This is a genomic window from Litorimonas haliclonae (assembly GCF_965138505.1).
Lineage (GTDB): Bacteria > Pseudomonadota > Alphaproteobacteria > Caulobacterales > Maricaulaceae > Litorimonas > Litorimonas haliclonae.
On record NZ_CBCSCO010000005.1, the window covers coordinates 29912 to 53883 of the forward strand.

A 23972-nucleotide genomic window follows, 5' to 3' on the forward strand; every position below is an offset into this window, starting at 1 on the left:
TCTATGAAGACGCATGAAAAGACATTTCCTTCTCGTATTACTCTCCTTCAGCGTTTTCCTAATTTCATTTTGTGAAACGGCAATTGCGCAAAGTAATGAAAAAAGTGAGGCGGATTCTTTGACGGACGCCAAGTTTGAGGCTTCTTCCGCCTGGGATGAATTTGAAAACACATTTCGGCTTTTTTATGCCTATCTGGATCGACGGGATGTGGATGTAGAGCAATGGTTTTCGGTCACCAAATCAAGCGCTCTGCGGTCCCAAACTGCCGCCGACTTTCGAGATATTATCAGGCGCGCCACTTATCTGTTTACTGACCCACACATTATCGTCGGGCCATTAGAGCCAGATAGTTTTAATGTCTTTCCTTCCGCATCTGATCTAATCGTTCACAAAGAAGAAGACGGATTTGTTATCCAACATGTGCGACTCGGCTCGCCTGCAGCAGAGCTAGGCATACGTCCGAACTGGAAAGTCCTGACAATTGACGGGCTGAGTCCGAAATCTGTACTTTCAAATATAATGAAAGGTCTGCCGTTTTCCCTGAGCCAAGAGCAGGAAAGCTATCTGATTACATTGGCCCTCAATGGTCGCAGGACAGGCGAAAGAGAACTCGAGCTGCAAGAGGGGCCAACAAGAAGCCACAGACTAACTCTCAGGTCACCTCGGGCTTTTGCCGCAGACCTTCAAAGTGAGCCGGCTCTGACGACTGAGTTTATTGATAATTTGGCGGTCATAAAAATAAACAACTCTCTCGGAAACAACGACCTGATATCTCTTTTTGACAATGCGATAAAAAATGCGTGGGACAAGGACGGAGTTATTCTCGATTTGCGAAATACTCCCAGCGGCGGGAATACCGAGGTCGGGCGTAGCCTTATTGGGCATTTTATTTCCGAAGAACGACCCTACCAAATTCACGAAATCCCCTCCCTTGAACGAGAATTCTCTGTCCCGCGAAAATTCATAGAGCTCGTCCAACCTCGGGCGCCTTATATCTCTCCTGACAAAGTCGTTGTTTTATCCGGGCCTTGGACCGGCAGTATGGGCGAGGGCATTACGATTGGGTTGAACGGCGCAGCAGACGTAACCGTCATTGCATCAGATATGGGCGACCTGTTAGGCGGGCTTTCCAATCGCTACCTTGAACGCTCCGATTTGAAGCTGGATCTTGGTACGGAGTATCTTACCCATATTGACGGAACGCCTCGGGAAGATTTTGTCGCCGATATTTCACCCGACCGCGTTGATGTCGGACAAAGCGGTCAAGACATTGGTCTTGCTTTGGCAATTAAAGAGCTGAAATCTCGCTAAGGGGCTGCCTCACATCTCACACACACAAAAATGTGAGCCCTACCCTTGCATGGAACGTATCGTCCCCCATATCGGGGCAGACGGTGCGTTTCTCTGCATAAAACCGCAGAAAAACTCAGGTTTCACACAGAGTGGACACACCCCATTATTAACGTCGTGGCCTTTGAAGGGGCCGCATAAAAGGAGCAAACCATGTCTAAAGTGATTGGTATTGACCTGGGTACGACAAATTCATGTGTTGCCGTGATGGACGGTGACAAGCCCCGGGTTATCGAAAATGCAGAGGGTCAACGCACGACCCCATCCGTCGTCGCCTTTACGGAAGACGGCGAACGCCTTATCGGCACACCGGCACGTCGCCAGGCGGTGACAAACCCGGAACACACTTATTACGCCATTAAGCGTCTGATTGGCCGCGCCATGACAGACCCGGCCGTCAAAAAAGACGCCAAAATGGTTCCGTATAAAATCGTCAAAGGCAAAGGCGGAGACGCTTATGTCGAAAATCGCGACGGAAAAGCGCTAAGCCCGTCCGAAGTTTCTGCGATGATCCTGACAAAAATGAAGGAAACCGCTGAAGACTATTTGGGCTCCGGCGTGACACAAGCCGTTATCACGGTTCCAGCTTACTTTAACGACGCTCAGCGCCAGGCGACGAAAGACGCCGGTAAAATTGCCGGTCTCGAAGTTCTGCGGATCATCAACGAGCCGACAGCCGCGGCGCTTGCTTATGGTATGGACAAAGAAGACGGCAAAACAATTGCGGTTTACGATTTGGGCGGCGGTACATTCGACGTCTCCATCCTCGAAATCGGAGACGGCGTCTTTGAAGTGAAATCCACAAATGGGGATACATTCCTCGGCGGTGAAGATTTTGACATGGCCATCGTTGAATATTTCAATTCGGAATTCAAAAAAGACACAGGCATTGACCTCTCAGGCGACAAGCTCGCACTGCAACGTCTTCGCGAAGAAGCCGAGAAGGCCAAGAAAGAGCTGTCATCCGCCTCTTCTTACGAAGTGAACCTGCCCTTCATTACGGCAGACTCTTCCGGCCCGAAACATTTGAACATGAAGCTGTCCCGCGCTAAGTTGGAAACACTTGTCGGCGATCTTATTAAACGTTCAATTGCGCCGTGTAAAAAGGCTCTTTCCGATGCGGGTCTTAAAGCCGGCGATATTGATGATGTCGTTCTGGTCGGCGGGATGACCCGTATGCCAGCCGTTCAAAAAGCGGTGGCCGATTTCTTTGGTAAAGAACCTCATAAAGGGGTGAATCCGGATGAAGTGGTTGCCATGGGCGCCGCTATTCAGGCTGGTGTTTTGCAAGGCGACGTCAAAGACGTTCTCCTGCTTGACGTAACGCCTCTGTCTCTCGGTATTGAAACCGAGGGCGGCGTGTTTACCCGCATGATCGACCGGAACACGACGATTCCGACGAAGAAGTCTCAGGTTTACTCAACCGCTGCCGACAACCAGTCAGCTGTGACTATTCGGGTCTCACAAGGTGAGCGTGAAATGGCTGCGGATAACAAATTGCTCGGTCAGTTTGATCTGGTGGGTATTCCCCCGGCGCCTCGCGGTATGCCGCAAATCGAAGTCACCTTTGACATCGACGCCAACGGCATTGTGAACGTCTCGGCCAAAGACAAAGCCACAGGTAAGGAACAGCAAATCCGTATCCAGGCCAGTGGCGGTTTGTCCGAGGACGACATCGAGGCCATGGTTAAAGACGCCGAAGCTAATGCGGATGAGGATAAAGCCCGCCGCGAGCTTGCCGAAGCCAAAAACCAGGCCGAAGCTCTGACGCACAAAGCCGAGTCAGACGTGAAAGAGCATGGTGAAAGCCTCTCTGACGAAGACAAGGAAGCGATTGAAGATGCGGTCAAGGAACTCCGCGAAGTTGCGGAAACTGATGACACGGCTCTGATCACAGATAAAATTCAGGTGCTGACGGCGGCCGTTATGAAAATGGGCGAAGCAATATACGCTAACTCCCAAGAAGATGATGACGGCCCGGCCTCTGCTGCGGCTGACGCAGCAGACGATGACGACGAAGACGTTGTCGACGCTGAGTTTGAAGACGTAGACGAAAATAAGTCTTAAGTTTTCTAAAAGTTTCAGAATTTTCACCCTCTGCGTCTAGGCGCAGGGGGTTTTTTATTGGATAGATAATTTATGATTTTGATGTCCGCACAGGCTTTCCCGCCCCGCTCCGGAGGTATTCAAACCTTGATGGACGGGTTTGCGCGCGCCGCCGCCAAAAAGAATGAGGTGGTCGTCTATGCCGACGGAGATCGACGCGCCGCAGCTTATGACCAGGAGGCCACCGCCCCCTATACCGTCCGCCGGTTCAGCGGGCTGAAACAATGGCGCAGACGAAACAAAGCCTCGGCCATTAAACGATTTTGTCAGGAAAATACTGTCAGCCATATCGTATGTGATAGCTGGAAAAGCGCAGAGCTTCTCTCTACCGATATTGACGTTCCGATTCTCATCTACGCCCATGGAAACGAGTTTCCCAAAGACCCCAATAGTTCGAAAACGGCGCGCATCATGCGCTCTTTGGAAAAAGCAGATCACATTATCAGCGTCTCGTCGCAAACCGCGCTCCGCGTCCAGGCCTACCTGCCCCATAGCGGTGGCCCGAAATTACATGTGCGACCAAACCCCGTGTCCGAGCCCGACCCAGCTACAGATGCCGACAAGGCCTTTGCCGACGCCCTCTGGCCCGCGACCGGGATCCGTCTACTCGCGCTTTGCCGCCTGATTGACTGGAAAGGCATCGATACGGCGGTGACGGCGTTGCGCCAGCTCCACCTGAAAGATGTAGAAGCTCAAATGGTAATTGCCGGGGCGGGGCCGGACTTGGAAAGGCTCAAAGAAATTGTCGAAAGTTCTGGTCTATCAGGCCATGTTGAATTTGCCGGGCGGATCGAGGGAGGGCGTAAAACCGCTTTGTTCGACAGTGCTGACATCTACATGCAGCCCGGGCGGCAAATTGGCGATCAATGTGAAGGCTTCGGAATTACTTACATCGAGGCAGGCCTGCACCGCCTCCCCAGCATATCCGGCAAAGCAGGCGGCGCACCCGACGCGGTTCAAGACGGCGAGACCGGCCTCGTGGTGGATGGAGAAAATCTGAATGAAGTTGTCATTGCCCTGCAAGGGCTTATTGACGAACCGGACCGTGCTTCCCACATGGGAAACGCTGCTTATGCACAGGCGCAAACGCTCCTCTGGGACCGCCAGATTGGAGAGGTTCTCGCGCTTACCTGATATGGGCGGCGGTATGGGACTATCCAGACGAGAAGCAAGGAATCTAAGCCGTGGCAAAACGCGACTATTACGAAATTTTAGGCGTCGCAAAAGGCGCCGATGCCAAATCCCTTAAATCCGCATTCCGGAAGAAGGCGATGGAATGTCACCCGGACAGACACCCAGACGATCCCGCAGCTGAAGCGCGTTTTAAAGAACTGAACGAAGCGTATGGTGTATTGTCCGACGACCAAAAACGCGCGGCCTATGACCGAATGGGTCATGCAGCCTTTGAACAAGGCGGCGGTATGGGCGGCGCAGGCTTCCAGGACTTTGGCGATATATTCAGCCAGATCTTTGGCGGCGGAGCCGCCGGCGGCGGATTTGCAGATATGTTTGGCGGCGGCCGCGGACGGCAAACCGTACAGCGCGGATCCGACCTTCGTTATGAAATGGAAATTTCGTTAGAAGATGCCTTTAACGGCAAAGATATAGATATCGAAGTTCCGATTGCCGAAGACTGCGAACGATGCGACGGCGTCGGAGCCGAACCGGGCGCTTCTATCGAGACTTGCTCCACTTGCGGCGGCGCCGGGCGCGTCCGCACCCAACAAGGATTTTTCACCATGGAACGCCCCTGCACCACCTGCGGCGGGCAAGGCGAATATGTCTCTGACCCCTGCCGGTCTTGCGACGGACAAGGTCAGGTCCGTCAACAAACGGCCTTGGATGTGTCCATTCCAGCAGGCGTCGAGGACGGTACCCGTATCCGGCTTTCAGGCCAAGGCGACGCCGCCCCGAAACGCGGCGGCCCGGGCCAGCGCGGTGACCTCTATATTTTTGTTTCTGTTAAGCCTCATGATTTGTTTGAACGCGAGGGCGCGAACCTCTTCTGCCGAACGCCTGTTCCCATGACAACGGCGGCGCTCGGCGGGGAAATTGAAATCCCGACAATTGACCGCGGGCGCTCCAAACTCAAAATTCCCGAGGGCAGCCAGTCCGGCCGCCGCATGCGCTTGCGCGGAAAAGGCATGAGTACGCTTCGGTCTTCTCAGCGCGGGGACATGTATGTCGAGCTGGGCGTCGAAACGCCGTCCAAGCTGAATAAGCGCCAACGAGAAATCCTAGAAGAGTTCGCGAAAGAAGGTGGGGATGACATCAGCCCAGAAAGCAAAAACTTCTTTGATAAAGCCAGAGCTTTTTGGGACGAACTAGTGGACTAAGGACGGCTTGCCGTCCTTTCACTTTCCGACTTCCATAGGCCGAAAGTCGCTTGCGCCTGATGTGATGGAATTCCACATATCATCGGCTTCGTTCTCGTCCTCAACATCTCGCGTGAGGTTCCAAAGCGTGCGGATATAGGGGCCCTTTGCATCTTCACTCATTTGGCCCGTCCAGCTAGTCATTGAGCCATAGCCTTTGAAGTTAACGGTAAAGGTAATTTGGTCACCCTCGACAAACCCTGTCAGAGGGAAGCGTTTGGATTTATCTGGCTGACCTAAGGCGGTTTGGTAATAACCCGACAATACCCCGTCTGTTTCAATGAGCCTGACGGCAGAGTTTCGGTCATTTATCCATTGGCCCTCGAATAATTTTATGGGCTCAGCTTTGGCCTCGTCAATTTGGGCTTCCGCAGGCGTCCAAAGACTTAGGGCCAGCGCAAAAGCAAAACCGATGATAAATTTGTTAAACACCAGCAAATCCCAACGCTAAATAAATAATTGTCGCACCCGCTCCAGCCAGAAGGGCGTAAGGAAGCTGCGTCCTAACATGGTCAATATGGTCATTCGCGGTCGCCATGGAGGTGATGATAGAAGTGTCAGAGGTCGGACTGCAATGGTCGCCAAAGACCCCGCCTCCAAGCGCGGCGGCGACCGCCAAAGTCACATTTGTTTCCAATCCTTGCGCGAGCGGAACGGCAATCGCGATCATGATCGCAAATGTCCCCCAGCTCGTTCCGGTAGAAAACGCGATAAATCCGCTAATGATGAAAATCAGCGCAGGGACAAGGGCGGGCGAGAGAAATGGCTTGGCTTGTTCGGCGACATATATGCCCGTACCTAGGTCGCCGCAAAGCGTACCGAGGGCAAAAGCAAATACCATCAACAAGGCCAAAGGCACCATGCCGGACATGCCCTTCAATATGACGTCCACCATTTCGCGTATGCCCATTATGCCCTGCGATTTGTTCAGGGCCATAGAAACGAGTATCGCGCCGCAAACAGAATAGAGAACCGATTTGGACCCAGACGCCCGGTTGATGATATCAAAGAAAGCGTTGGGCGCGTCCGCCGTGGAGTCCCACCCCGTAAAGATAAGAAAAACCGGCATGAGCAAGACCAGCGTTATAATCGGGATGAGCATATTGCGCGCTTTGGGGGCGGCGCCCTCTTTGGCCTCCATCATCGTGATGTCGCCCGCAATCATAGGGACGGCCCCGTCACGAAGAATTTTACCTTCGGTCTTGGCCCGGGTTTCCGCTTTTTTCATTTCGCCAAAATCACGGCCCGACAGAATGACGAGAATTAAAAGCGCAATAGCGAGCATCGGATAAAAATTAAAGGCTACAGCGCCGACCAACATTGAAACAGGTTCTTGCACATTTTGTTCAGCGAGCAGGCCCATAACATAGGCTCCCCAAGCATTGAGCGGTATCAAAATACAAGCGGGCGCGCAGGTGCTGTCGGCAATATAGGCGAGTTTTTCGCGCGGGATGTTGAGCTTATCTGTGACGGGGCGATAGAGCGTGCCGACCGTCAGAGTGGAAATATTGCTCTCGACGAAAATCAGCATGCCAGTCAGAACGGCGAGAAGTTCGACCTTTTTACGCTGCCCTTTCCCGTCGGCTCTAGCCGCCCTGGCTTGCAGCCAATTTAGGACACGATTGACGAATCCTTCGACGCCTCCAGCGCGCTGTATCAACGCAATCAAAGCTCCGATAAGCAGGGTGAAGATAATTATTTCGGCATTATAATTGCTCTCAAAAACGGCGACGAAACCGCCGAGCGTATCGAGCGTACCTTGCAGCGGATTCCCGCCTGCAAGGATAAGAAAGCCGGAGGCAATCCCCAAGAGAAGCGACAGAAAAACCTGACGTGTCCAAAGCGCAAGGACAATTGCCAAGACAGGCGGCAGAAGAGAAAGAAGGCCGTAAGTTTCCATCTCTCCGCGTTAAGCTAAATTAAAGCGCCTGGGAAGGGAGGTGCGTTAATTAGATTTATCCTTCCAGCGTAAATGTCAGGCCGGCATGATCCTGCAAACGATCAATCAGAGCCGCGCCTAAAGCAGGCGCCGTCGTGTAAACGCCTCCGCCCGGTTTATCCCGGTCGACGTCTTTGACCAATGTCAGCGCGCTTTCGGAAATCATTTTCGACGTTGAGCCATAGCCGGGGTCTTTGTCGCCTTTGACGCTCGCCATCATTTGTTTCCCGTCTTCGGTGTTGCCAATGAACAGAATATCATAGAATCCGTTTTCGCGCTCGTCCTTAGACGGACCTTCGCCGGGCTTGGGCGGATTTTTGCCGAAAGTATCGGTTGCAGCAACATGTTTCGCGGCCGCCTCGCCTTTATCGCCCGGCCCGGTCAAAATCATTTCGTCATAGGTAAAACCTTCGCCGTAAGCGTGGCCCATGAGAGCGTTGGAGCGGTGAACGTTTTTGGTGTTGATCGACGCCATAACGAAAGGCGCGGACCAGCTATCAATATCTTTTTCGTGAATTGGTTTATGACCAGTCGGCTGAGCCGGGCCGGTGAAATTCGGCACGAGAGAAAACGGGTCTTTCAGCCAGTCCAGAATTTCTGGCTGTTCCTTCGCGCGCTTCATCGTCTCTGCAAAGCTCGCCGCCGTCCCGCCTGAAAATGTGCCTTTCATTTTGCGGACACGCCCTCGGATTTTTGGCAAGGGTTTACCTATGGCTTCATTGGCATGTCGCTGGAGGAAATAAACGCCCATATCAAAAGGAATGGAGTCAAAACCGCAAGACAGCACAACGCGAGATCCGCTTTCTTTCGCCGGGGCGTTATATTTTTCAATAATGTCATGCATCCACGCCGGTTCCCCGCAAAGATCGACATAATCCGTGCCAGCTTCGACGCAGGCTTTAACCAAGGGCTCGCCATAGAGCTGGTAAGGACCGACCGTGGTGATAACGGCTTTGCTGCGCTTGGCCATGTCTGAGAGTGTCTCAGGCTTATCGGAATTAGCCACGATCAGAGCGACGTCTTTAGAAATGCCCATTTCTTCTCGGACCTTTTCAAGCTTGCCCTGAGAGCGTCCGGCCATGGCCCATTTCAAGTCGCTGCCATATTCGCTGTTCAGATATTCGGCGACCAATCGCCCTGTAAATCCAGTGGCTCCGTAAATGACAATTTCAAATTCGCGGTCTGACATATTTCTTTCCTCTTTTATTTCGTGCTACCTTATAGATTAAGGGTAAGGCCGATAACCCAAAGTTTCCGACCCCAGGCTAGACACATATAAACGGCCCTCGTCCACTATTCCGCCTGTGGTCAGCGGATAGGCTCCTTTTGAATCTTGCCACGTCCTTACAACCCCGCCGCCGCTATCAAGTTGCACGACAAAACCGTAATTCTCTGCGGCAGGTTTAAGAAACTCCGGCAAGCGCCAAATAATTTTACGCAAAAAGGGCTTGGATGATAGGTCATCCAGAGGTTTAGCGCGCTTGGATACAAGTCCCAAAAGATATGTCCCGTCAGGCCCACGGTTTATATTGTCGGGAAATCCGGGTAGGCTATCAATTACCACACGGCGGTCGCCCTCTGGCGAGATTTCCAAGACGCGGTACTCTCCCGTTTCATTGACCCAGACCGAGTTTCCATCGGGCGCTATGGCCACGCCATTTGAAAAGGAAATGCCTTCCGCAACACTTTTGGTTTTTTGAGTGGTCAGGTCGTAGGTTAGCAGGCGCCCCGTACGGCCATGCTCCATAATTTCTAGGAGCGATCCGTCCATTGTCGACCCAGCCGATTTTGCTCCAAACTTTGTGCTGGCGTCAGAAAAATAAATTAGGCCTTCATCGGTAACGTCGAGATCGTCGGCGTAGAGAATCGGCGTCCCGTTCACTGTGTCCGTCAGGGAGTTTATCTCTCCATCCGCAGTGATCTCTAAGAGCCCTTTATAGGCATTGGCAACATAAAGACGGCCCTCATACACTTCGAGGCCCAAAGGCTTTCCGCCTGTTTTAGCAAACTCTACCATTGCTCCGGTGGCTGGGTCGAAGGAGAGTATCCAGCCCGTCTGGGTCGACATGTAAATTAAGCCCTCCATTTCTACGATATCTTCGGGTCCATAATGCCCGTTCGGCAGATCAATTTCGGTCAAGCCAGCAAGAGCCTCATTAGGCGCAAACGCGCCAACATACCCCTCATCCGCAGGGGCGTCCCAACTCTGCGGATTTATCGGAACAGGCCACAGCAATAGATAAGCCGAGAGGGCAATCAATGCCGCGCCTAAGATATACAGAAACAGTTTCATAATTTCCCCTAGCCAAATTAATTTCAGCTTTATCTCACGCTAAACAAAGCGCGGCGTGTGAACAAGCGGGCTTATCAATGACTGTCTTGTGTGTTTACGGTTAGCCCGCCTTGGGATAGGAAGGTGGTTTCACGAATTTGCACAGGATGACACTAAGGTTTGGATACGCACAAAGATATTTTCAGGCTGGCCCAAAAAGCGGATATTGACGCTATTCTTGAGTTCACCTCAACCGCCCGCGAGGGACTGACGAATGTTCCGAACACGCGGGAGCTCGTAAAAGCGCAGGTCGAAGAATCGCTCGAAACGCTGAACGAGAAAGAGGGCGCGAACCGCCTCTTATTTGTTGTAGAGCGCGACGGCGTCATTTTAGGAATTTCGGCGATTATCATGAAATTGGGCGGCGAGGTTCCGTTTTATAATTTTAAACGGTCCCGCCACTCTGGCCGCGCAACCAACCCGAAACTCGCTATTGATTATGATACGCTGCAACTGACCACCGACTTTTATTCTTATTCAGAAGTCGCGTCTTTGTTTATGGCCCAGGCCGGGCGCGGGACCGGACTTGCGCGTCTTCTGTCAGCGGGTAGGTTTGGTTATATCCAGAACAATCGGGACAGTTTTCAAGACGGGCTAATGGCAGAAATCCTCGGCTGGACGGATGAGCAAGGCGTCTCGCCTTTCTGGAAACACTTGGCCTCCCGCTTTATCCAGATGGATTTCGATAACGCGGACAAGCTGTCGACTGTGGATAAACGTTTTATCGTCGACCTCCTTCCCGCCCTTCCAATTATGCTAAACCTCCTGCCGTCCATTGTTTCGGAATGCACCGGACGGCCGCATGACAACTCCCGCCCTGCCATGAATATGCTGAAAAGTATCGGATTTGAAGAAACCGATATGTGTGACGTTTTTGACGGCGGCCCAGCCGTAAGGTGCCAGACCGACAAGACTTGGATCGCAAGAACGACAACAGAAATTGAGAGCTACGGCGATGTCGCCGGTCAGGAAAGGTGCCTTTACTCCTGCGGGAGCGGGATGAATTTCCGCGCCACAGTAGGGCCGGCTAATCTTGTCAAAAAAATTGGCGACAAACAAACGGCCGATAAAATCCGACATGGCGCAGACCCGGTGTTTATCGCGCAAATGAAAGAGCCCCAGATCGTCAGAAACGAGGCAATATGAGTGTGGAGTTAAATATCGATGGCCTTGTCGGGCCAACGCATAATTATGCGGGACTGAGCTTCGGTAATGTGGCCTCTGCCGGGAATAAGGGTAATATCTCCAACCCCAAAGAAGCGGCTTTGCAGGGTCTGGAGAAAATGCGCACTCTCGTCAAAATGGGATTGCCGCAAGCCGTAATGCCGCCTCACGCTCGGCCGCTGACCCATTACCTCAAACAGATCGGGTTTACGGGATCTGACAGCGCGGTTCATGAGAGCGCTTGGAAAGCCAATCCGTCGCTCGTCGCAAACCTGATGAGCGCCTCGCCTATGTGGACGGCAAATGCGGCAACTGTGTCCCCCTCGGCTGACACAGCGGACGGACAGGTTCACCTGACCACAGCCAACCTCGTCGCCATGCCGCACCGTTCTGTCGAAGCGCCGCAAACGGAACGCCTGTTAAAAGCCATCCTGCCCAAAGCGGCCGTTCATTCTGCCCTACCCTCCAACACTGTTTTCGGAGACGAAGGCGCGGCTAACCACAACCGCATGTGCGCCAGCCACGACCAAAAAGCGCTGGAAATTTTTGTCTATGGACGGGAAGCCTTTCGCGATACGCAGCAAACGCGCTTTCCCGGCCGCCAGACTCTGGAAGCCTCAAAGGCGGTCGCCCGCCTTCACAAATTGGATGAGGACAAAACGCTTTATCTTCGTCAGTCCGCCGAAGCGATTGATGCCGGGGCGTTTCACAATGACGTTGTCTGCGTCACCAATGGCACCGTCATGTTCTATCACAAGGACGCCTTTGACGATATCGACGCTATGCAAAAGGCCGTTCGCGCCAAGGCAGCGCCTCTCGGTTTCGAGCCAGAGTTCCTGATGGCGGATATGCCGCTCCAGGACGCTATCAGCTCCTACCTCTTTAATTCGCAGCTTTTGAGCTTACCTGATGGGACTATGGCCTTGATTTTGCCAAAAGACGCGGAGGAGACCCCAACGGCCAAAGCCTTTGTTGATTATTGCCTGTCCGGAAACAATCCGATTTCCGAAGCGCATTATCTCGATCTGCGTCAATCCATGCGCAATGGCGGCGGCCCCGCCTGTTTGCGCCTTCGCGTGCAGCTGACCGATGAAGAGCTCGCGCAGGTCCACTCTCCAATGTTGATGGATGATGGTAAAATTTCGGAACTGGAAGCCTGGGTTAAACGTCATTACCGTGACCGCCTCACAAAAGACGATTTGGGCGATCCGGCTCTTATGACGGAATGCCGCGCCGCTCTGGATGAGCTAACGCAAATGCTGTCTCTTGGCGCGGTTTATGATTTCCAAATGGAAGGAGGCATCGCATGAATGCCGTCACAGATTTGATTTCCCTCTCCTCGCTGAGCGAAGAGGATAAAGCCGTTCTTGAAACTGTGAAGTCCCGCCAGGACTTTATGCTGGAGCGCGTTAAAAGCTGGTCGCTTATCAATACGGGCAGTTTGAACGCCGAGGGACTCAACGAGTTATACCCCCTCATCTTAGAAGCCTTGTCCGAGCTCGACGCCAAAGTTGAAGCTCTGCCGACAGATCCTATCGAAGAGATAAATAATAAGGGCGAAAAAGAATATTTTCAGACCGGGCCCGTACTTCGCGCGCAGGCGCGCCTCGACGCCCCTCTGCGGGTTGTCATGACAGGTCATTACGATACGGTTTTTCCGCCCGGCACCTTTACCGAGATCAAGGATTTGGGCGACGGAAAATTAAACGGCCCAGGCTTGGCCGATATGAAAGGCGGGTTGACTGTCATGATCGACGCCATGCGCGCGTTCGAAGCCGGCCCATTTAAAGATAAACTCGGCTATGAAATAATTCTGACGCCAGATGAAGAAACAGGGAATTTCGCCTCATCGCCTCTCCTGCACGCCGCGGCCAAAGACGCTCATATCGGGCTGACTTTCGAACCTGCAATGGATTGCGACAGTCTGGCCGGCGCCCGTAAGGGCTCCGGTATCTGGGATATCGTTTTCCACGGCAAAGCCTCACACGCAGGCCGCGCGCCGGAAGCTGGACGCTCCGCTATTTGGGCGGCCGCTGACTTGTCGCTGCGTATCGAAGCCCTGAACGGACAACGTGAAGGCGTGACCTTCAACGTGGGCAAAATAGACGGCGGTAATGCGGTCAACATTGTGCCTGATCTCGGCATTCTCCGATTGGGCGCCCGCGCGCCGACACCCGAAGACGCCGACTGGGCCGAGAGCGCCGTTAAGGCAGCATTAAAAGACGCGCTGGATAGCCGCGACGGCATAAAAGCCCATTCCCATGGCGGGTTTTATCGTCCGCCGAAACCGCGCAATGCGGCGCAGGATCAACTCCTATCAGATGTTCAAGCAACAGGCAAAGCTCTGGGGCTAGACCTGCAATTCAAAGATACGGGCGGTGTGTGTGAGGGCAATAACGTCTTTGCTGCCGGAACGCCGAATGTTGATACATTGGGCGTTAGGGGCGGACGCATTCATTCAGACGAAGAATTTTTCGTTGTAGAGAGCCTGTCCGAACGGGCAGGTTTGGCCGCACTCTTGCTGAACCGCATTGCGGACGGACGTATTGATGCCCCCGAAATTAAAAAGTTAATGAGTCAATCATGAGTAAGACAGAAGATATTTATTCCGGCGGAAAATGGTCGGAGGGGCACGGCGAGGCTTTCGAAAGCTTTTGTCCCGCTACCGGTGAGAGCGTGTGGCAGGGCCATGCGGTAAGCGCGGAACAGGTAAACGCCGCCATCGCCAAAGCCCATGCCGCCCAACCGAAATGGGCAGCGACGCAGCGCGAAGCCCGTATTCGTATATTAGAAAAATATGCGGACGCCTTGAAATCTAAAACAGAAGAGATCGCTTACGCTATCTCGCGCGATATGGGAAAACCCCTTTGGGAAGCGCGCACTGAGGTCGGCGCTATGGCCGGAAAAATTGGTCATTCTATTCGGGCGCAGGCAGAACGCGCCGGCGATAAATCCGATGGCGGCCTAAGCCTGACCCATCGCCCACACGGCGTGATGGCGGTCTTTGGCCCGTTTAACTTTCCCGGGCATCTCCCCAATGGCCACATTATTCCCGCCCTACTGGCCGGGAATACATGTGTGTTTAAACCGTCAGAGCTTACGCCTTCAGTCGCGGCCCTTATGGTCGCGGCGTTTGAAGAGGCAGGATTGCCCGACGGATGTTTAAACGTCATTCAGGGCGGGCGGGAAACGGGGCAGGCTTTGCTCAACGCCGATATCAATGGCCTCTTATTTACTGGCTCCGCCACCACCGGGACGGCTTTTCACAAACATTTCGCCGGACGGCCCAATATAATCCTGGCGCTCGAGATGGGCGGGAATAACCCGCTGATCGTTTGGGACGGGGACATTCAAGCCGCGGCCGATATTGCCTTTTTCAGCGCCTATATCACGGCAGGTCAGCGCTGCACTTGTGCGCGCCGTCTCATCTTGCCGGAAGGCGCATTTGGCGATGATATTCTCAGCGCGATAAAAGCCCGGATTGGCCAAGCAACGATCGGAAAATGGGATGAAGATGTCTTTATGGGGCCTGTCGCTTCACGGCGTTCTGCGCAAATGGCAGAGGAGTTTGAAGCCGAACTTCTGAAGTCCGGAGGGGAAGCTATCATTCCCGTCAAAACAGATGGCGCCTTTGTTCACCCCGCCTTGATCGATATGTCGGGCGCGTCAAATGTCGCCGACGAGGAACTCTTTGGTCCGCTCATGCAAGTTTACCGCGTAAAAGATTTCGACGACGCGATTACCAAAGCCAATGATACAAGATTTGGTTTGTCTGGCGGATTAGTCAGCGAAGATGCAAACCTCTGGGAGCAAGCCAGCTTGCGCATGAAAGCCGGAATCTTGAATTGGAACAAACCCACCACGGGCGCGGCGTCTTCGTTGCCCTTTGGCGGACCTGGCCTCTCCGGGAATTTCCGCCCCGGCGCCTATTACGCGGCGGATTATTGCGCTTGGCCGCAAGCAGGACAAGTCGCAGAAACACCTGCTTCTCCGCCTATGGTTGGGATGAAATAAGCCGAAGGATTTCATAATGGAATATTTACACACCATGGTGCGCGTCAAAGATTTGGACGCGAGCCTTAAGTTTTATCGGGATGCGCTTGGTCTGGTCGAGACACGGCGGTTTGACGTCGAGGCCGGGAAATTTACGCTTGTTTATCTGGCGGCCCCCGGAAATGTGGAAGCCGCACATAAAGATAAATCCCCGGAGCTCGAGCTGACCTATAATTGGCCTGACGAAAATGGGGAGCAAGAAAGTTATTCCGGCGGGCGAAATTTCGGTCATCTCGCCTATCGCGTGGATGATATTTATGCCGCGTGTGAACGCCTGCAGAAACACGGCGTCACAATTAACCGTCCGCCCCGCGATGGCCACATGGCGTTTGTCCGATCTCCTGACAATATTTCGATCGAGCTATTGCAAAAAGGGGAGAGCCTGGAGCCGCAAGAACCCTGGGCAAAAATGGAAAACACCGGCGAGTGGTAGGCCAGCTTTAAGAGACTGTTAAGCGCCTCTTTTAAATTCAATTTAATCGCTTTCTGAAAAAAGCCTCCCATTAATTTGGGCAATAAAGGCTTTGGACAAGCGTGGTGGATTTCTCTGCAAGAGACAGACTGAGACTGCTCGGCGGCGCGAGCGCCCTGATGCTTTCCGCTTGCGGCGGAGGCGGAGGTAGCATCGCGCCTGTTGCAGTGGCTCCACCGCCACCTCCTCTCCCGCCGCCACCACCGCAACCGAGCGGAAGTGGGAAACTCGCAGAAGGCTTTCTTCGAAATAGATTCCGGAATGATTTTGAGATCGGGACGGCCTTGTCGAGCTTGCAAATCAACAGAGGAGATATGTCCTCTGAATTAGCGCTGTCGCAATTCAATAGCGTGACGCCCGAATATCAGATGAAGCCGGACATTCTCGCGCCGACGGAAGGGGCGTATGAATTTGACGGGGCCGATCGGGTTATTGATTGGGCGCTGGAAAATAATATGAGCGTTCGGGGCCACGCGCTGCTTTGGCACGAAGCAACACCCGACTATTTCCTCCAAGGGTCCCGGGATGATATTCGCGCGCGTTTAGAAGATTATATCCAAACAGTTGTCTCGCATTTCAAAGACAGGGTAAAAATCTGGGACGTTGCCAATGAAGTCATCTCGACTGATATCTATAATGGGAGCAATGGTGTGGGGCCCGACCGCCGCACCAATTGGTTCAATGCCGTTGGGAATGGAGATTACCTTGATTGGGCCTTTCTCGCCGCTCGGGCTGCGGACCCGTCAGCACAGCTCTTCTTAAGTGATTATAATACCGAAGACCCCATTAAACAGGGATATATGGTCGAGATTCTCCGTCGCTTTCGGGAACGCAATGTCCCGATTGATGGGGTGGGACATCAATTCCATCTTCGACTCAATGCATCACCGACCGCGGCTCTCTCAGCGATTGAGGCAGTCGATAATGAATTTGCCGGTCTAATTAATCATATCACAGAGTTGGATGTCAGTTTTTATCAAGACCCCGGCACCTGCTATGAAACCGGAACAAATTGTCAGCCCGATTTGGGGCCGAACCCTCCGGAGAACCTTCTGGCCGATCAAGCCCGTTTGCTCAGAAACATCTTTGACCGCCTGGTCACAAAGCCGAGCGTGGAATCCGTAACGTTCTGGGGCGTGCGGGACGGAGATAGTTGGCTGAACAGCAATCCTGCCGAGAGATTTAATTACCCACTTCTTTTTGATCGAGACGGCGAACCAAAATCCGCTTTCCACGCCATCACCGACCCGGCTTACGAAATTTGAAGTCTTCAATTAGCGGCGAATATATTTATTCCGCCGCTTTATAGATCACGCCGCCCTTCATAACAAAGTCAACGTCCTCGAGTTCGCTCACATCAGCGATGGGATCGCCGTCAACGGCAATAATGTCAGCATATTTTCCAGCCTCTAGCGACCCTGACATATCCTCAACGCCGAACAATTTGGCGTTATTAATTGTTGCGGCCTGAAGCGCTTGCATCGGGGTCAGACCCCATTTCACCATATATTTCATCTGGCGGCCATTATCGCCATGGGGATAGACTCCGGCGTCCGTGCCGAAAGCGATATTTGCGCCCGCCTCAACGGCGGCTTGAAAGCGCTCGCGTTGTTTCTTGCCGACAGTGCGTTCCTTGGCGAGGCTCTCTTCCAATATGCCCGCTTCTTCGCCTTCGGAGAGGATATAGTCGGAGACATAGATATCCATGGAGAGATAGGTCCCGCGCGTTTTGGCCTCGGCAATGCCCTCATCTGAAATAAAGCTCGCATGTTCAACCGAATCCACTCCGGCGCGGATGGCCGTATTGATGCCCTCTTCCCCATGGGCGTGAACCGCCACTTTAAGGCCGAGCAGATGCGCTTCATCGACGATGGCCTTCATTTCCTCGAACGAAAATTGCTGCGCCCCGATTTTCGTGCCTTTGGACAGGACGCCGCCCGTGCCGCAAAACTTTATAACCTTGGCGCCGTATTTGTTATTCTCGCGCACCTTGGCGCGCACGGCCCACGGGCCGTCCGCGACGCCGCCGCTGGTTTTCTGGTCTTCGTATGGCAAAAGATTATTATCGCAATGGCCGCCCGTAATTCCGATTGACCGCCCCGCGGGAATCATGCGCGGGCCCGTGATGACGCCCTCGTCAATCGCGTTCATTAAATCAATATCGGCAAATCCCGGCGCGCCGACATTTCGAACCGTGGTAAACCCGGCCATGAGCGTTTTTCTTGCATTCACCGTGCCGTAAATCGCGGCGCTGGGTGTCGACTCCGACAGGCTTTTATATCCATGCAAGTTCGAATTGCCGATAAGGTGGACATGGCTATCCGTAAGTCCTGGAAGAACGGTATAGCCGGAGAGATCAATACGTTTTACGCCGTCGGGTAAAGTCATTCCTTCAATCTCTGATTTGGCTCCAATAGCCGCAATCTTTCCGTTTTCAACCAGAATCATTTGATTTTCCAGCACACGGCCCGAAACCGTATCCACCAGTTTTCCAGCTTCAATCAAGGTGGCTTCCGGTTCAGAAGAGGCTTTGGCGGGTTCATTAGCAAAAGCCAAGGGGCTCATAAACATGGCCGCCCCGAAAGCCGTCAGAAAATATTTGATGCGCATGGTCACGTCCTTCTATTTTCTGCCGTGATAGGGCGGACATAGAGCAGACGCAAAGAAAAGCCCCTCTCAAGGGAAATAATTTTGAAAAAGTCTAATCAGAGCAAAAGCGAGAGTTCCTGCGCAGGGGGTGGGGCCTGCGCAGGAAAAGATTACTTCGCCGCCTGGGTGACAATGTTCTCAAGCAGCTCCTGGCGGCCTGATACAGGCTTTGGTGATTTGTTTTCTTGCAGACAGGCAGCTGCCATGTCTTCCAGTGATGTTGTTCCCGCGAGCATGTCAGCGCCCAGTCCGGATTTCCATCCAGCGTAACGCTCATCCTTCATTTTTTGCAATTGATCATTTTCAATCATCGCAACCGCATTTTCCAGACTGCGCGCCAAGAGATCCATCGCGCCGATATGGCCGTGGAACAGATCCACAGCTTCGATGGATTGACGGCGGACTTTCGCGTCAAAATTCGCGCCGCCTTTTTTGAAGCCGCCGCCTTTTAAAATGTAATAAAGCGCCATCGTCGTTTCGCGAAGGTCGTTCGGGAATTGATCCGTGTCCCATCCATTTTGCGGGTCGCCGCGGTTAAAATCGATAGAGCCAAACATTCCAAATGCATTGGCCATTTCAATTTCATGCTCGAAACTATTTCCGGCCAGAGTGGCGTGGTTGGGTTCAATATTGACGCCGACTTCGTTTTCCAGACCATATTCCTTAAGGAAGCCGTAAATCGTCCCGACATCGCGGTCATATTGGTGTTTAGTGGGCTCATGCGGTTTCGGCTCGACCCAAATGTCGCCGTCAAACCCGATCTTGTGTTTGTGCTCTACCACCATAGTCAGGAAGCGGCCCAATTGCTGCATTTCCTGTTTCACATTTGTGTTCAGAATGGTGTCATACCCTTCGCGGCCGCCCCAGAGAACATAGCCCTGTCCGCCCAGACGCTTGGTCGCTTCAAGACATTCCTTGACCTGCAGCGCAGCAAAAGCAGCGACATCCGGATTCGGATTTGTCGACGCGCCGGCCATATAACGCGGATGGGAAAACATGTTCGCGGTTCCCCAGAGAAGCTTGACGTCCGAGGCGTCCATTTTGTTTTCGATTTTATCGACAATTTTATGGAAGTTTTCAACATGCTCCTTGGGCGTTTCGGACGCCGCCATGACATCAATATCGTGGAAACAGAAAAAAGGATTTCCAAGTCTGTCAAAGAAATCAAAGGCCGCGTCTAGCTTGGCTTCTGCTGCGGCTTGATTGTTTTCTCCGCCGTGCCAAGGGCGGTTAAAGGTTCCACCGCCGAAAACATCAAATCCATCCCAGCAGAAATTATGCCAATAGCAAACCGCAAAACGGAGGTGCTCCGCCATGGTTTTGCCCATAAGCTTTTTAGTCGCGTCGTAATATTTGAAAGCCAACGGGTTCTGGCTGTCTTTCCCCTCATATTTAATCGGGTCGATATGATCGAAATAACCGCTCATGACTGTATCCTTCAATTTAATTCTTTTGTCGCGTGATAGAGTTTGGAAAATGTTTCACGGCGCCCCGCATAGAGGTCGCACATATCTGAATCCGGCTCGATGACGTGGTCAATTTTTGGCGGCGCGCAAACTTCGGTAAAGTCTTCGCCTCTGACGCATAGACGGGCGAGGCGCGCGGCGCCGAAGGCCGGCCCAACAGCGGACGCCTTGCGATAAGTCAGCGGCAGGTTCATGGCGCTGGCCATAACCGCGCCCCACCAATGTGACCGCGATCCGCCGCCAATGACAGATAGGGACTCTATTTTTGCGCCCGTCGCTTTCAAGACATCCACCCCGTCTGCAAGAGCGAAAGCCACCCCTTCCAGCGCGGCTTGCGCCATGGAAAGCGGCGTATCTTCATGTGTCAGTCCAAAAAAGGCCCCCGTCGCTTTTGGATCATTATGCGGTGTGCGTTCGCCGGATAGATACGGCAGAAAAATAGCGCCTTTCCCGGGCGTTTTCGCATCTGCCGTTTGGTCGTAAAGTTCGCTTTCGGTTTCGAAACCGGCAATGCGCGCGACAAAATCGACCGCGCTCGCCGCCGCCAAGATCACGCTCATTTGGTGCCACAGGCCCGGCAAAGCGTGACAGAATGTGTGCACCGCTCCGTCTGTATTCGGGCGATAATGATTATCCGCCAGAAAGACGACGCCGGACGTGCCGAGGGAAATAAAACCTTCTCCCGGATTCACAACACCCGCCCCAACGGCCCCGGCCGCATTGTCTCCGCCGCCTGCCGCTACAGGCACTTGCGCCACCCCCCAATCATCAGCGGTTTTCGCGCTGAGTTTCGCAGTGGGCTCTGACCCCTCAAAAAGCTCCGGCATATTTTTAGTTGTCAGACCGGTCAAAGCCAGAACTTCCTCTGACCATTCTCTGCGTTCGACATTCATCCAGAGCGTTCCCGCGCTGTCGGACATATCCGAAGCAAATGCGCCAGTCAGGCGGTAACGGACATAATCCTTGGGCAGGAGAACCTTCGCAATACGTTTGAAATTTTCGGGTTCCTGCTGACGCATCCAACGGATTTTAGGGGCCGTAAAACCCGGCATAGCAAGATTGCCTGTTATCTCTGTCAAAGACGGCATCTCGTTCATCATCTCCGCGCAATTGGCGCTGCTGCGGCCATCATTCCAAAGAATAGCCGGGCGGATAATTCTATTTTGGTCGTCAAGACAGGTCGCGCCATGCATCTGTCCGGACAGTCCCACGGCTTTCACAGCGCGGCGGGCCCGTGTGTCGAGCTTATGCACCGCTTCATGCGTGGCGCGCACCCAGTCTTCGGGGTTTTGTTCCGACCAAAGCGGTTTAGGGCGCGACACGGGCAAAGGTGAGGATGCCTGATCAATGACGGTCTGAGAGTCATCCACCAAAACCGCCTTGACGCCAGACGTGCCGATATCGAGACCCAAATACATTTATTTTACCGTCAGGGTCGTTGTTTTCACATTCTGCGAACTATTGCCGACCATGATGTCAAATTCGCCGGGCTCAACCACGCGGTTCATATCCCGATTGTAGAATTGCAAAGCCTCTCTGGTAATCGGAAATTCCACCGTTTTGGTTTCGCCGGGCTGAAGGCTAACGCGTTCGAACCCTTTCAGTTCTTTGACCGGACGGGTGACCGAGCTTATCCTGTCCCGAATATACATCTGCACGATTTCATCTCCGGCCATATCTCCGGAATTCGTTACATTCACAGAAACGCTTGCCTCTCCATTTGGAGCTATTGTTGCAACAGACAGGCTAGGCTCGGAAATGTCAAAAGTGGTATAGCTCATGCCCTCTCCGAAAACATAAAGCGGGCTGGCATCATCAAAGGCATAACCCCGGCGGGCGGTAGGTTTGTGATTATAAAAGGCCGGAATTTGCCCGACAGTGCGCGGGACAGATACGGGCATTTTACCAGACGGATTGGCATCGCCAAATAACAGATCGGCCACGGCCGTTCCCGTTTCCTGCCCCAATATCCAGCCATAGAGAATCGCGTCGAGATTGTCATCGACATTGGCGAGGGATAGAGGGCGGCCCGAAATAATGACGGAAACTATCGGCTTGCCCGTTTCCGCAACGGCTTCAACCAATTCTTTCTGCTGTCCAATCAGAGTAATGTCATTGCGGTCGCCCATATGGGTTTCTGACCAGGCTTCGCGGGAGGTCGATTCGTCTCCGCCAATTGCCAGAATCACCAAATCGGCGTTTTTAGCAACTGATACCGCCTTTTCAATGTCGCGGCGATTCAGAGCCTCGTCAATCAGATTGACCTCATCATCCCACCAGGACCGGTTATCCGTGAGAGTCACGCCCTGCGCATTAAGAACATTCGATTTATCACCGACTTTGTTTTTAATGCCGTCCAGAATAGACACAGTCTGGCGCGGTTCGTCCGAATAGCCGCCAAGAACGGTTATCGCCGCGTTAGGCCCGATGACCGCTATTGTTTTATAGTCTGCAACATCTAGCGGAAGGATATTTTCTTTATTTTTCAAGAGAACCGGCGCTTTCCGGGCAGCCTCTTCGGCCAGGTCGCGCGCCTCTTGATTCCCCGTCAGAGCATCTGCCGCCTCGGGGTCGGCGTAAGGCGTGGCAAACAGATTTGCGCGCTCTTTCAATTCGAGCACGCGGCGCACGGCTTGATCAACCAAGGCCTCGTCAAATTCACCCGCTTCTATCTTTTCCTTTAGCTCATAAAAGGCCACGCCGTCCGGAAGTTCGAGATCGACACCGGACCGCAGAGACAGCGCGCCCGCCTCGCCTATTGAATCGACAATTTTATGTCGGCCCTGAAGTTCATTAATGGCAAAATAATCAGCGACAACAGCGCCGTCAAAGCCCCATTCATCGCGCAGCACATCATTTAAAAGCCAGCTATTGGCGTGGGACGGGATGCCGTCGATTTCATTGTATGAGGCCATAACCGAGGCGGCATTAGCTTCTTTGACTGCCGCCTCGAAAGGCGGGAAGAACCGTTCGTAAAGTTCGCGGTCTGAGACCTGACTCGGTCCAACATTCATGCCGCCTTCGGGCTGACCATGACCTGTCATATGCTTGAGAGTAGCGACGACTTTGTCGTCTGCAATCGGAAAGCTGTCGCCCTGAAACCCTTTAACCGCCGCAACGCCCATACGCGAGACGAGGTAGGGGTCTTCCCCGTAAGTTTCTTCGATCCGGCCCCAACGGGGGTCCAGTGCAATATCCACCACCGGAGAGAGCACATGATGCGCGCCGCGAACGCGAATTTCTCGCGCCGTTACGGAATAAACCTGCTCTACCAGATCTGTATCAAACGTCGCCGCCAAAGCGATGGACTGCGGAAAACTGGTCGCTTGATAGCCTTGGAAGCCATGCAGTCCTTCTTCATGGAACAGGATCGGTATGCCGAGACGCGTTTCTTCGATCTGCCATTTCTGAATGGTGTTGATAAGGTTGGCCGTATTGGACGGCGTGCGGCCATTCAGGCTGCGGACCACAGTTGAATCGTTCAGGCCTGAACGTTCAATGTCTTCTTCCATCCCCTGCGTATCTTGTGGTCGGGCAAAGCAACCAATGCCTTCGGGAAATTCTTTCTTCATTTTTTCCGGATTGAAGGAGCCGTCTTTTTCGATGACTTTCTTCTTATCAAACCAGATACAGGAAATCTGAGCCAGCTTTTCATCCAATGTCATTTGGGCCAGCAATTCATTTACCCGGTCGTAAGAAGACAGCGTTTTAACTGGAAAGCCCGATTTGGTTGTTCGCGCGTCGGAGGCTGGTGTCTGCGCCTGGCCTTTCATCGCGGCGCCCGCCGATGTGATCAGCAAAACCGTGGTAATAGCTGAAGTGATAAGATGACGTGTCGACATGAAGTCCCCTTGAAATGCTGCTTCCGCTTAAAACGGATTATCTATTGGCAATTGATTTGCCTTGACCGAAAACCTCGACTAAGACAGAATGACAACGCTGTCAAATTTATCGAAGAGCAGTGCCATATTGGCGAGTTAGTAAATCTATCGGCTCAAAGTCTGGAATTGACAGCGTTGACATTTTAAAAGAATGTCCAGATCAAGAAGGACAGGTCAACTGTAT

18 protein-coding genes are annotated in these 23972 nt (G+C 53.0%); 10 read left to right on the forward strand and 8 right to left on the reverse strand.

Features of this window, described 5'->3' with window-relative positions:
• Positions 1 to 13: 13 nt before the first annotated feature.
• The 4 genes from ACNA05_RS11220 (at position 14) to dnaJ (ending at position 5793) form a co-directional block, all read left to right on the forward strand.
• Positions 14 to 1312, forward strand: a complete 1299-nt coding sequence (locus ACNA05_RS11220; protein WP_415811586.1) for a hypothetical protein — start codon at positions 14 to 16, stop codon at positions 1310 to 1312.
• Positions 1313 to 1504: 192 nt separating this feature from the next.
• Positions 1505 to 3418, forward strand: a complete 1914-nt coding sequence (gene dnaK, locus ACNA05_RS11225; protein ID WP_415811587.1) for a molecular chaperone DnaK — start codon at positions 1505 to 1507, stop codon at positions 3416 to 3418.
• 72 nt (positions 3419 to 3490) lie between these two features.
• Positions 3491 to 4591, forward strand: a complete 1101-nt coding sequence (locus tag ACNA05_RS11230; RefSeq protein WP_415811588.1) for a glycosyltransferase family 4 protein — start codon at positions 3491 to 3493, stop codon at positions 4589 to 4591.
• Positions 4592 to 4641: 50 nt separating this feature from the next.
• Entirely contained in the window at positions 4642 to 5793 is a 1152-nt protein-coding gene (gene dnaJ / locus ACNA05_RS11235) for a molecular chaperone DnaJ (protein ID WP_415811589.1), read from the forward strand.
• 18 nt (positions 5794 to 5811) lie between these two features.
• Here dnaJ and ACNA05_RS11240 read toward each other — a convergent pair whose 3' ends face one another.
• From ACNA05_RS11240 to ACNA05_RS11255, 4 genes are read right to left on the reverse strand one after another with little or no spacing between them, the layout of a single operon-like run.
• The gene (locus tag ACNA05_RS11240; RefSeq protein WP_415811590.1) at positions 5812 to 6264 is read right to left on the reverse strand and encodes an avidin/streptavidin family protein; all 453 of its coding nucleotides are present in this window, start codon (positions 6262 to 6264) and stop codon (positions 5812 to 5814) included.
• Entirely contained in the window at positions 6257 to 7732 is a 1476-nt protein-coding gene (locus tag ACNA05_RS11245; protein ID WP_415811591.1) for a Na+/H+ antiporter NhaC family protein, read from the reverse strand. Before ACNA05_RS11245 ends, ACNA05_RS11240 begins: the two co-directional genes overlap by 8 nt.
• A 55-nt stretch (positions 7733 to 7787) precedes the next feature.
• On the reverse strand, positions 7788 to 8960 hold the full coding sequence (locus ACNA05_RS11250; RefSeq protein WP_415811592.1) for a saccharopine dehydrogenase family protein: 1173 nt from the start codon (positions 8958 to 8960) through the stop codon (positions 7788 to 7790).
• A gap of 36 nt (positions 8961 to 8996) precedes the next feature.
• Entirely contained in the window at positions 8997 to 10064 is a 1068-nt protein-coding gene (locus ACNA05_RS11255; protein WP_415811593.1) for an SMP-30/gluconolactonase/LRE family protein, read from the reverse strand.
• 159 nt (positions 10065 to 10223) lie between these two features.
• Here ACNA05_RS11255 and ACNA05_RS11260 point away from each other — a divergent pair, with 159 nt between their 5' ends.
• The 6 genes from ACNA05_RS11260 (at position 10224) to ACNA05_RS11285 (ending at position 17057) form a co-directional block, all read left to right on the forward strand.
• Entirely contained in the window at positions 10224 to 11249 is a 1026-nt protein-coding gene (locus ACNA05_RS11260; protein ID WP_415811594.1) for an arginine N-succinyltransferase, read from the forward strand.
• Positions 11246 to 12577, forward strand: coding sequence for an N-succinylarginine dihydrolase (gene astB, locus ACNA05_RS11265; protein WP_415811595.1), 1332 nt, complete (start codon positions 11246 to 11248; stop codon positions 12575 to 12577). Before ACNA05_RS11260 ends, astB begins: the two co-directional genes overlap by 4 nt.
• The gene (locus ACNA05_RS11270) at positions 12574 to 13854 is read left to right on the forward strand and encodes a hydrolase (RefSeq protein WP_415811596.1); all 1281 of its coding nucleotides are present in this window, start codon (positions 12574 to 12576) and stop codon (positions 13852 to 13854) included. The genes astB and ACNA05_RS11270 overlap by 4 nt, the downstream gene beginning before the upstream one ends.
• Positions 13851 to 15281 (forward strand): succinylglutamate-semialdehyde dehydrogenase, encoded by a 1431-nt coding sequence (astD, locus tag ACNA05_RS11275; RefSeq protein ID WP_415811597.1) that lies wholly within the window; start codon positions 13851 to 13853, stop codon positions 15279 to 15281. Before ACNA05_RS11270 ends, astD begins: the two co-directional genes overlap by 4 nt.
• Before the next feature lie 16 nt (positions 15282 to 15297).
• Positions 15298 to 15753, forward strand: a complete 456-nt coding sequence (gloA, locus tag ACNA05_RS11280) for a lactoylglutathione lyase (protein ID WP_415811598.1) — start codon at positions 15298 to 15300, stop codon at positions 15751 to 15753.
• Positions 15754 to 15911: 158 nt separating this feature from the next.
• Positions 15912 to 17057 carry an endo-1,4-beta-xylanase gene (locus ACNA05_RS11285; protein WP_415811777.1) on the forward strand — a complete coding sequence of 382 codons (1146 nt, stop codon included), beginning with the start codon at positions 15912 to 15914 and terminating at the stop codon, positions 17055 to 17057.
• A gap of 25 nt (positions 17058 to 17082) precedes the next feature.
• Here the strand turns inward: ACNA05_RS11285 and ACNA05_RS11290 are convergent, their stop codons facing one another.
• The 4 genes from ACNA05_RS11290 to ACNA05_RS11305 form a co-directional block, all read right to left on the reverse strand.
• The gene (locus tag ACNA05_RS11290; RefSeq protein WP_415811778.1) at positions 17083 to 18357 is read right to left on the reverse strand and encodes a Xaa-Pro dipeptidase; all 1275 of its coding nucleotides are present in this window, start codon (positions 18355 to 18357) and stop codon (positions 17083 to 17085) included.
• A 194-nt stretch (positions 18358 to 18551) separates the two neighbouring features.
• Positions 18552 to 19868, reverse strand: a complete 1317-nt coding sequence (xylA, locus tag ACNA05_RS11295) for a xylose isomerase (protein ID WP_415811599.1) — start codon at positions 19866 to 19868, stop codon at positions 18552 to 18554.
• 11 nt (positions 19869 to 19879) lie between these two features.
• The gene (gene xylB / locus ACNA05_RS11300; RefSeq protein WP_415811600.1) at positions 19880 to 21325 is read right to left on the reverse strand and encodes a xylulokinase; all 1446 of its coding nucleotides are present in this window, start codon (positions 21323 to 21325) and stop codon (positions 19880 to 19882) included.
• Positions 21326 to 23749 (reverse strand): glycoside hydrolase family 3 N-terminal domain-containing protein, encoded by a 2424-nt coding sequence (locus tag ACNA05_RS11305; RefSeq protein WP_415811601.1) that lies wholly within the window; start codon positions 23747 to 23749, stop codon positions 21326 to 21328.
• Between the last annotated feature and the right edge of the window lie 223 nt (positions 23750 to 23972).

Coding starts and splice junctions, on each gene's coding strand:
- dnaK (WP_415811587.1), top strand. CDS start 1,505: ATGTCTAAAGTGATTGGTATTGACCTGGGTACGACAAATTCATGTGTT.
- ACNA05_RS11230 (WP_415811588.1), top strand. CDS start 3,491: ATGATTTTGATGTCCGCACAGGCTTTCCCGCCCCGCTCCGGAGGTATT.
- ACNA05_RS11255 (WP_415811593.1), bottom strand. CDS start 10,064: ATGAAACTGTTTCTGTATATCTTAGGCGCGGCATTGATTGCCCTCTCG.
- astB (WP_415811595.1), top strand. CDS start 11,246: ATGAGTGTGGAGTTAAATATCGATGGCCTTGTCGGGCCAACGCATAAT.
- ACNA05_RS11245 (WP_415811591.1), bottom strand. CDS start 7,732: ATGGAAACTTACGGCCTTCTTTCTCTTCTGCCGCCTGTCTTGGCAATT.
- ACNA05_RS11220 (WP_415811586.1), top strand. CDS start 14: ATGAAAAGACATTTCCTTCTCGTATTACTCTCCTTCAGCGTTTTCCTA.
- xylA (WP_415811599.1), bottom strand. CDS start 19,868: ATGAGCGGTTATTTCGATCATATCGACCCGATTAAATATGAGGGGAAA.
- astD (WP_415811597.1), top strand. CDS start 13,851: ATGAGTAAGACAGAAGATATTTATTCCGGCGGAAAATGGTCGGAGGGG.
- gloA (WP_415811598.1), top strand. CDS start 15,298: ATGGAATATTTACACACCATGGTGCGCGTCAAAGATTTGGACGCGAGC.
- xylB (WP_415811600.1), bottom strand. CDS start 21,325: ATGTATTTGGGTCTCGATATCGGCACGTCTGGCGTCAAGGCGGTTTTG.
- ACNA05_RS11290 (WP_415811778.1), bottom strand. CDS start 18,357: ATGAGCCCCTTGGCTTTTGCTAATGAACCCGCCAAAGCCTCTTCTGAA.
- ACNA05_RS11285 (WP_415811777.1), top strand. CDS start 15,912: ATGCTTTCCGCTTGCGGCGGAGGCGGAGGTAGCATCGCGCCTGTTGCA.
- ACNA05_RS11250 (WP_415811592.1), bottom strand. CDS start 8,960: ATGTCAGACCGCGAATTTGAAATTGTCATTTACGGAGCCACTGGATTT.
- ACNA05_RS11270 (WP_415811596.1), top strand. CDS start 12,574: ATGAATGCCGTCACAGATTTGATTTCCCTCTCCTCGCTGAGCGAAGAG.
- ACNA05_RS11305 (WP_415811601.1), bottom strand. CDS start 23,749: ATGTCGACACGTCATCTTATCACTTCAGCTATTACCACGGTTTTGCTG.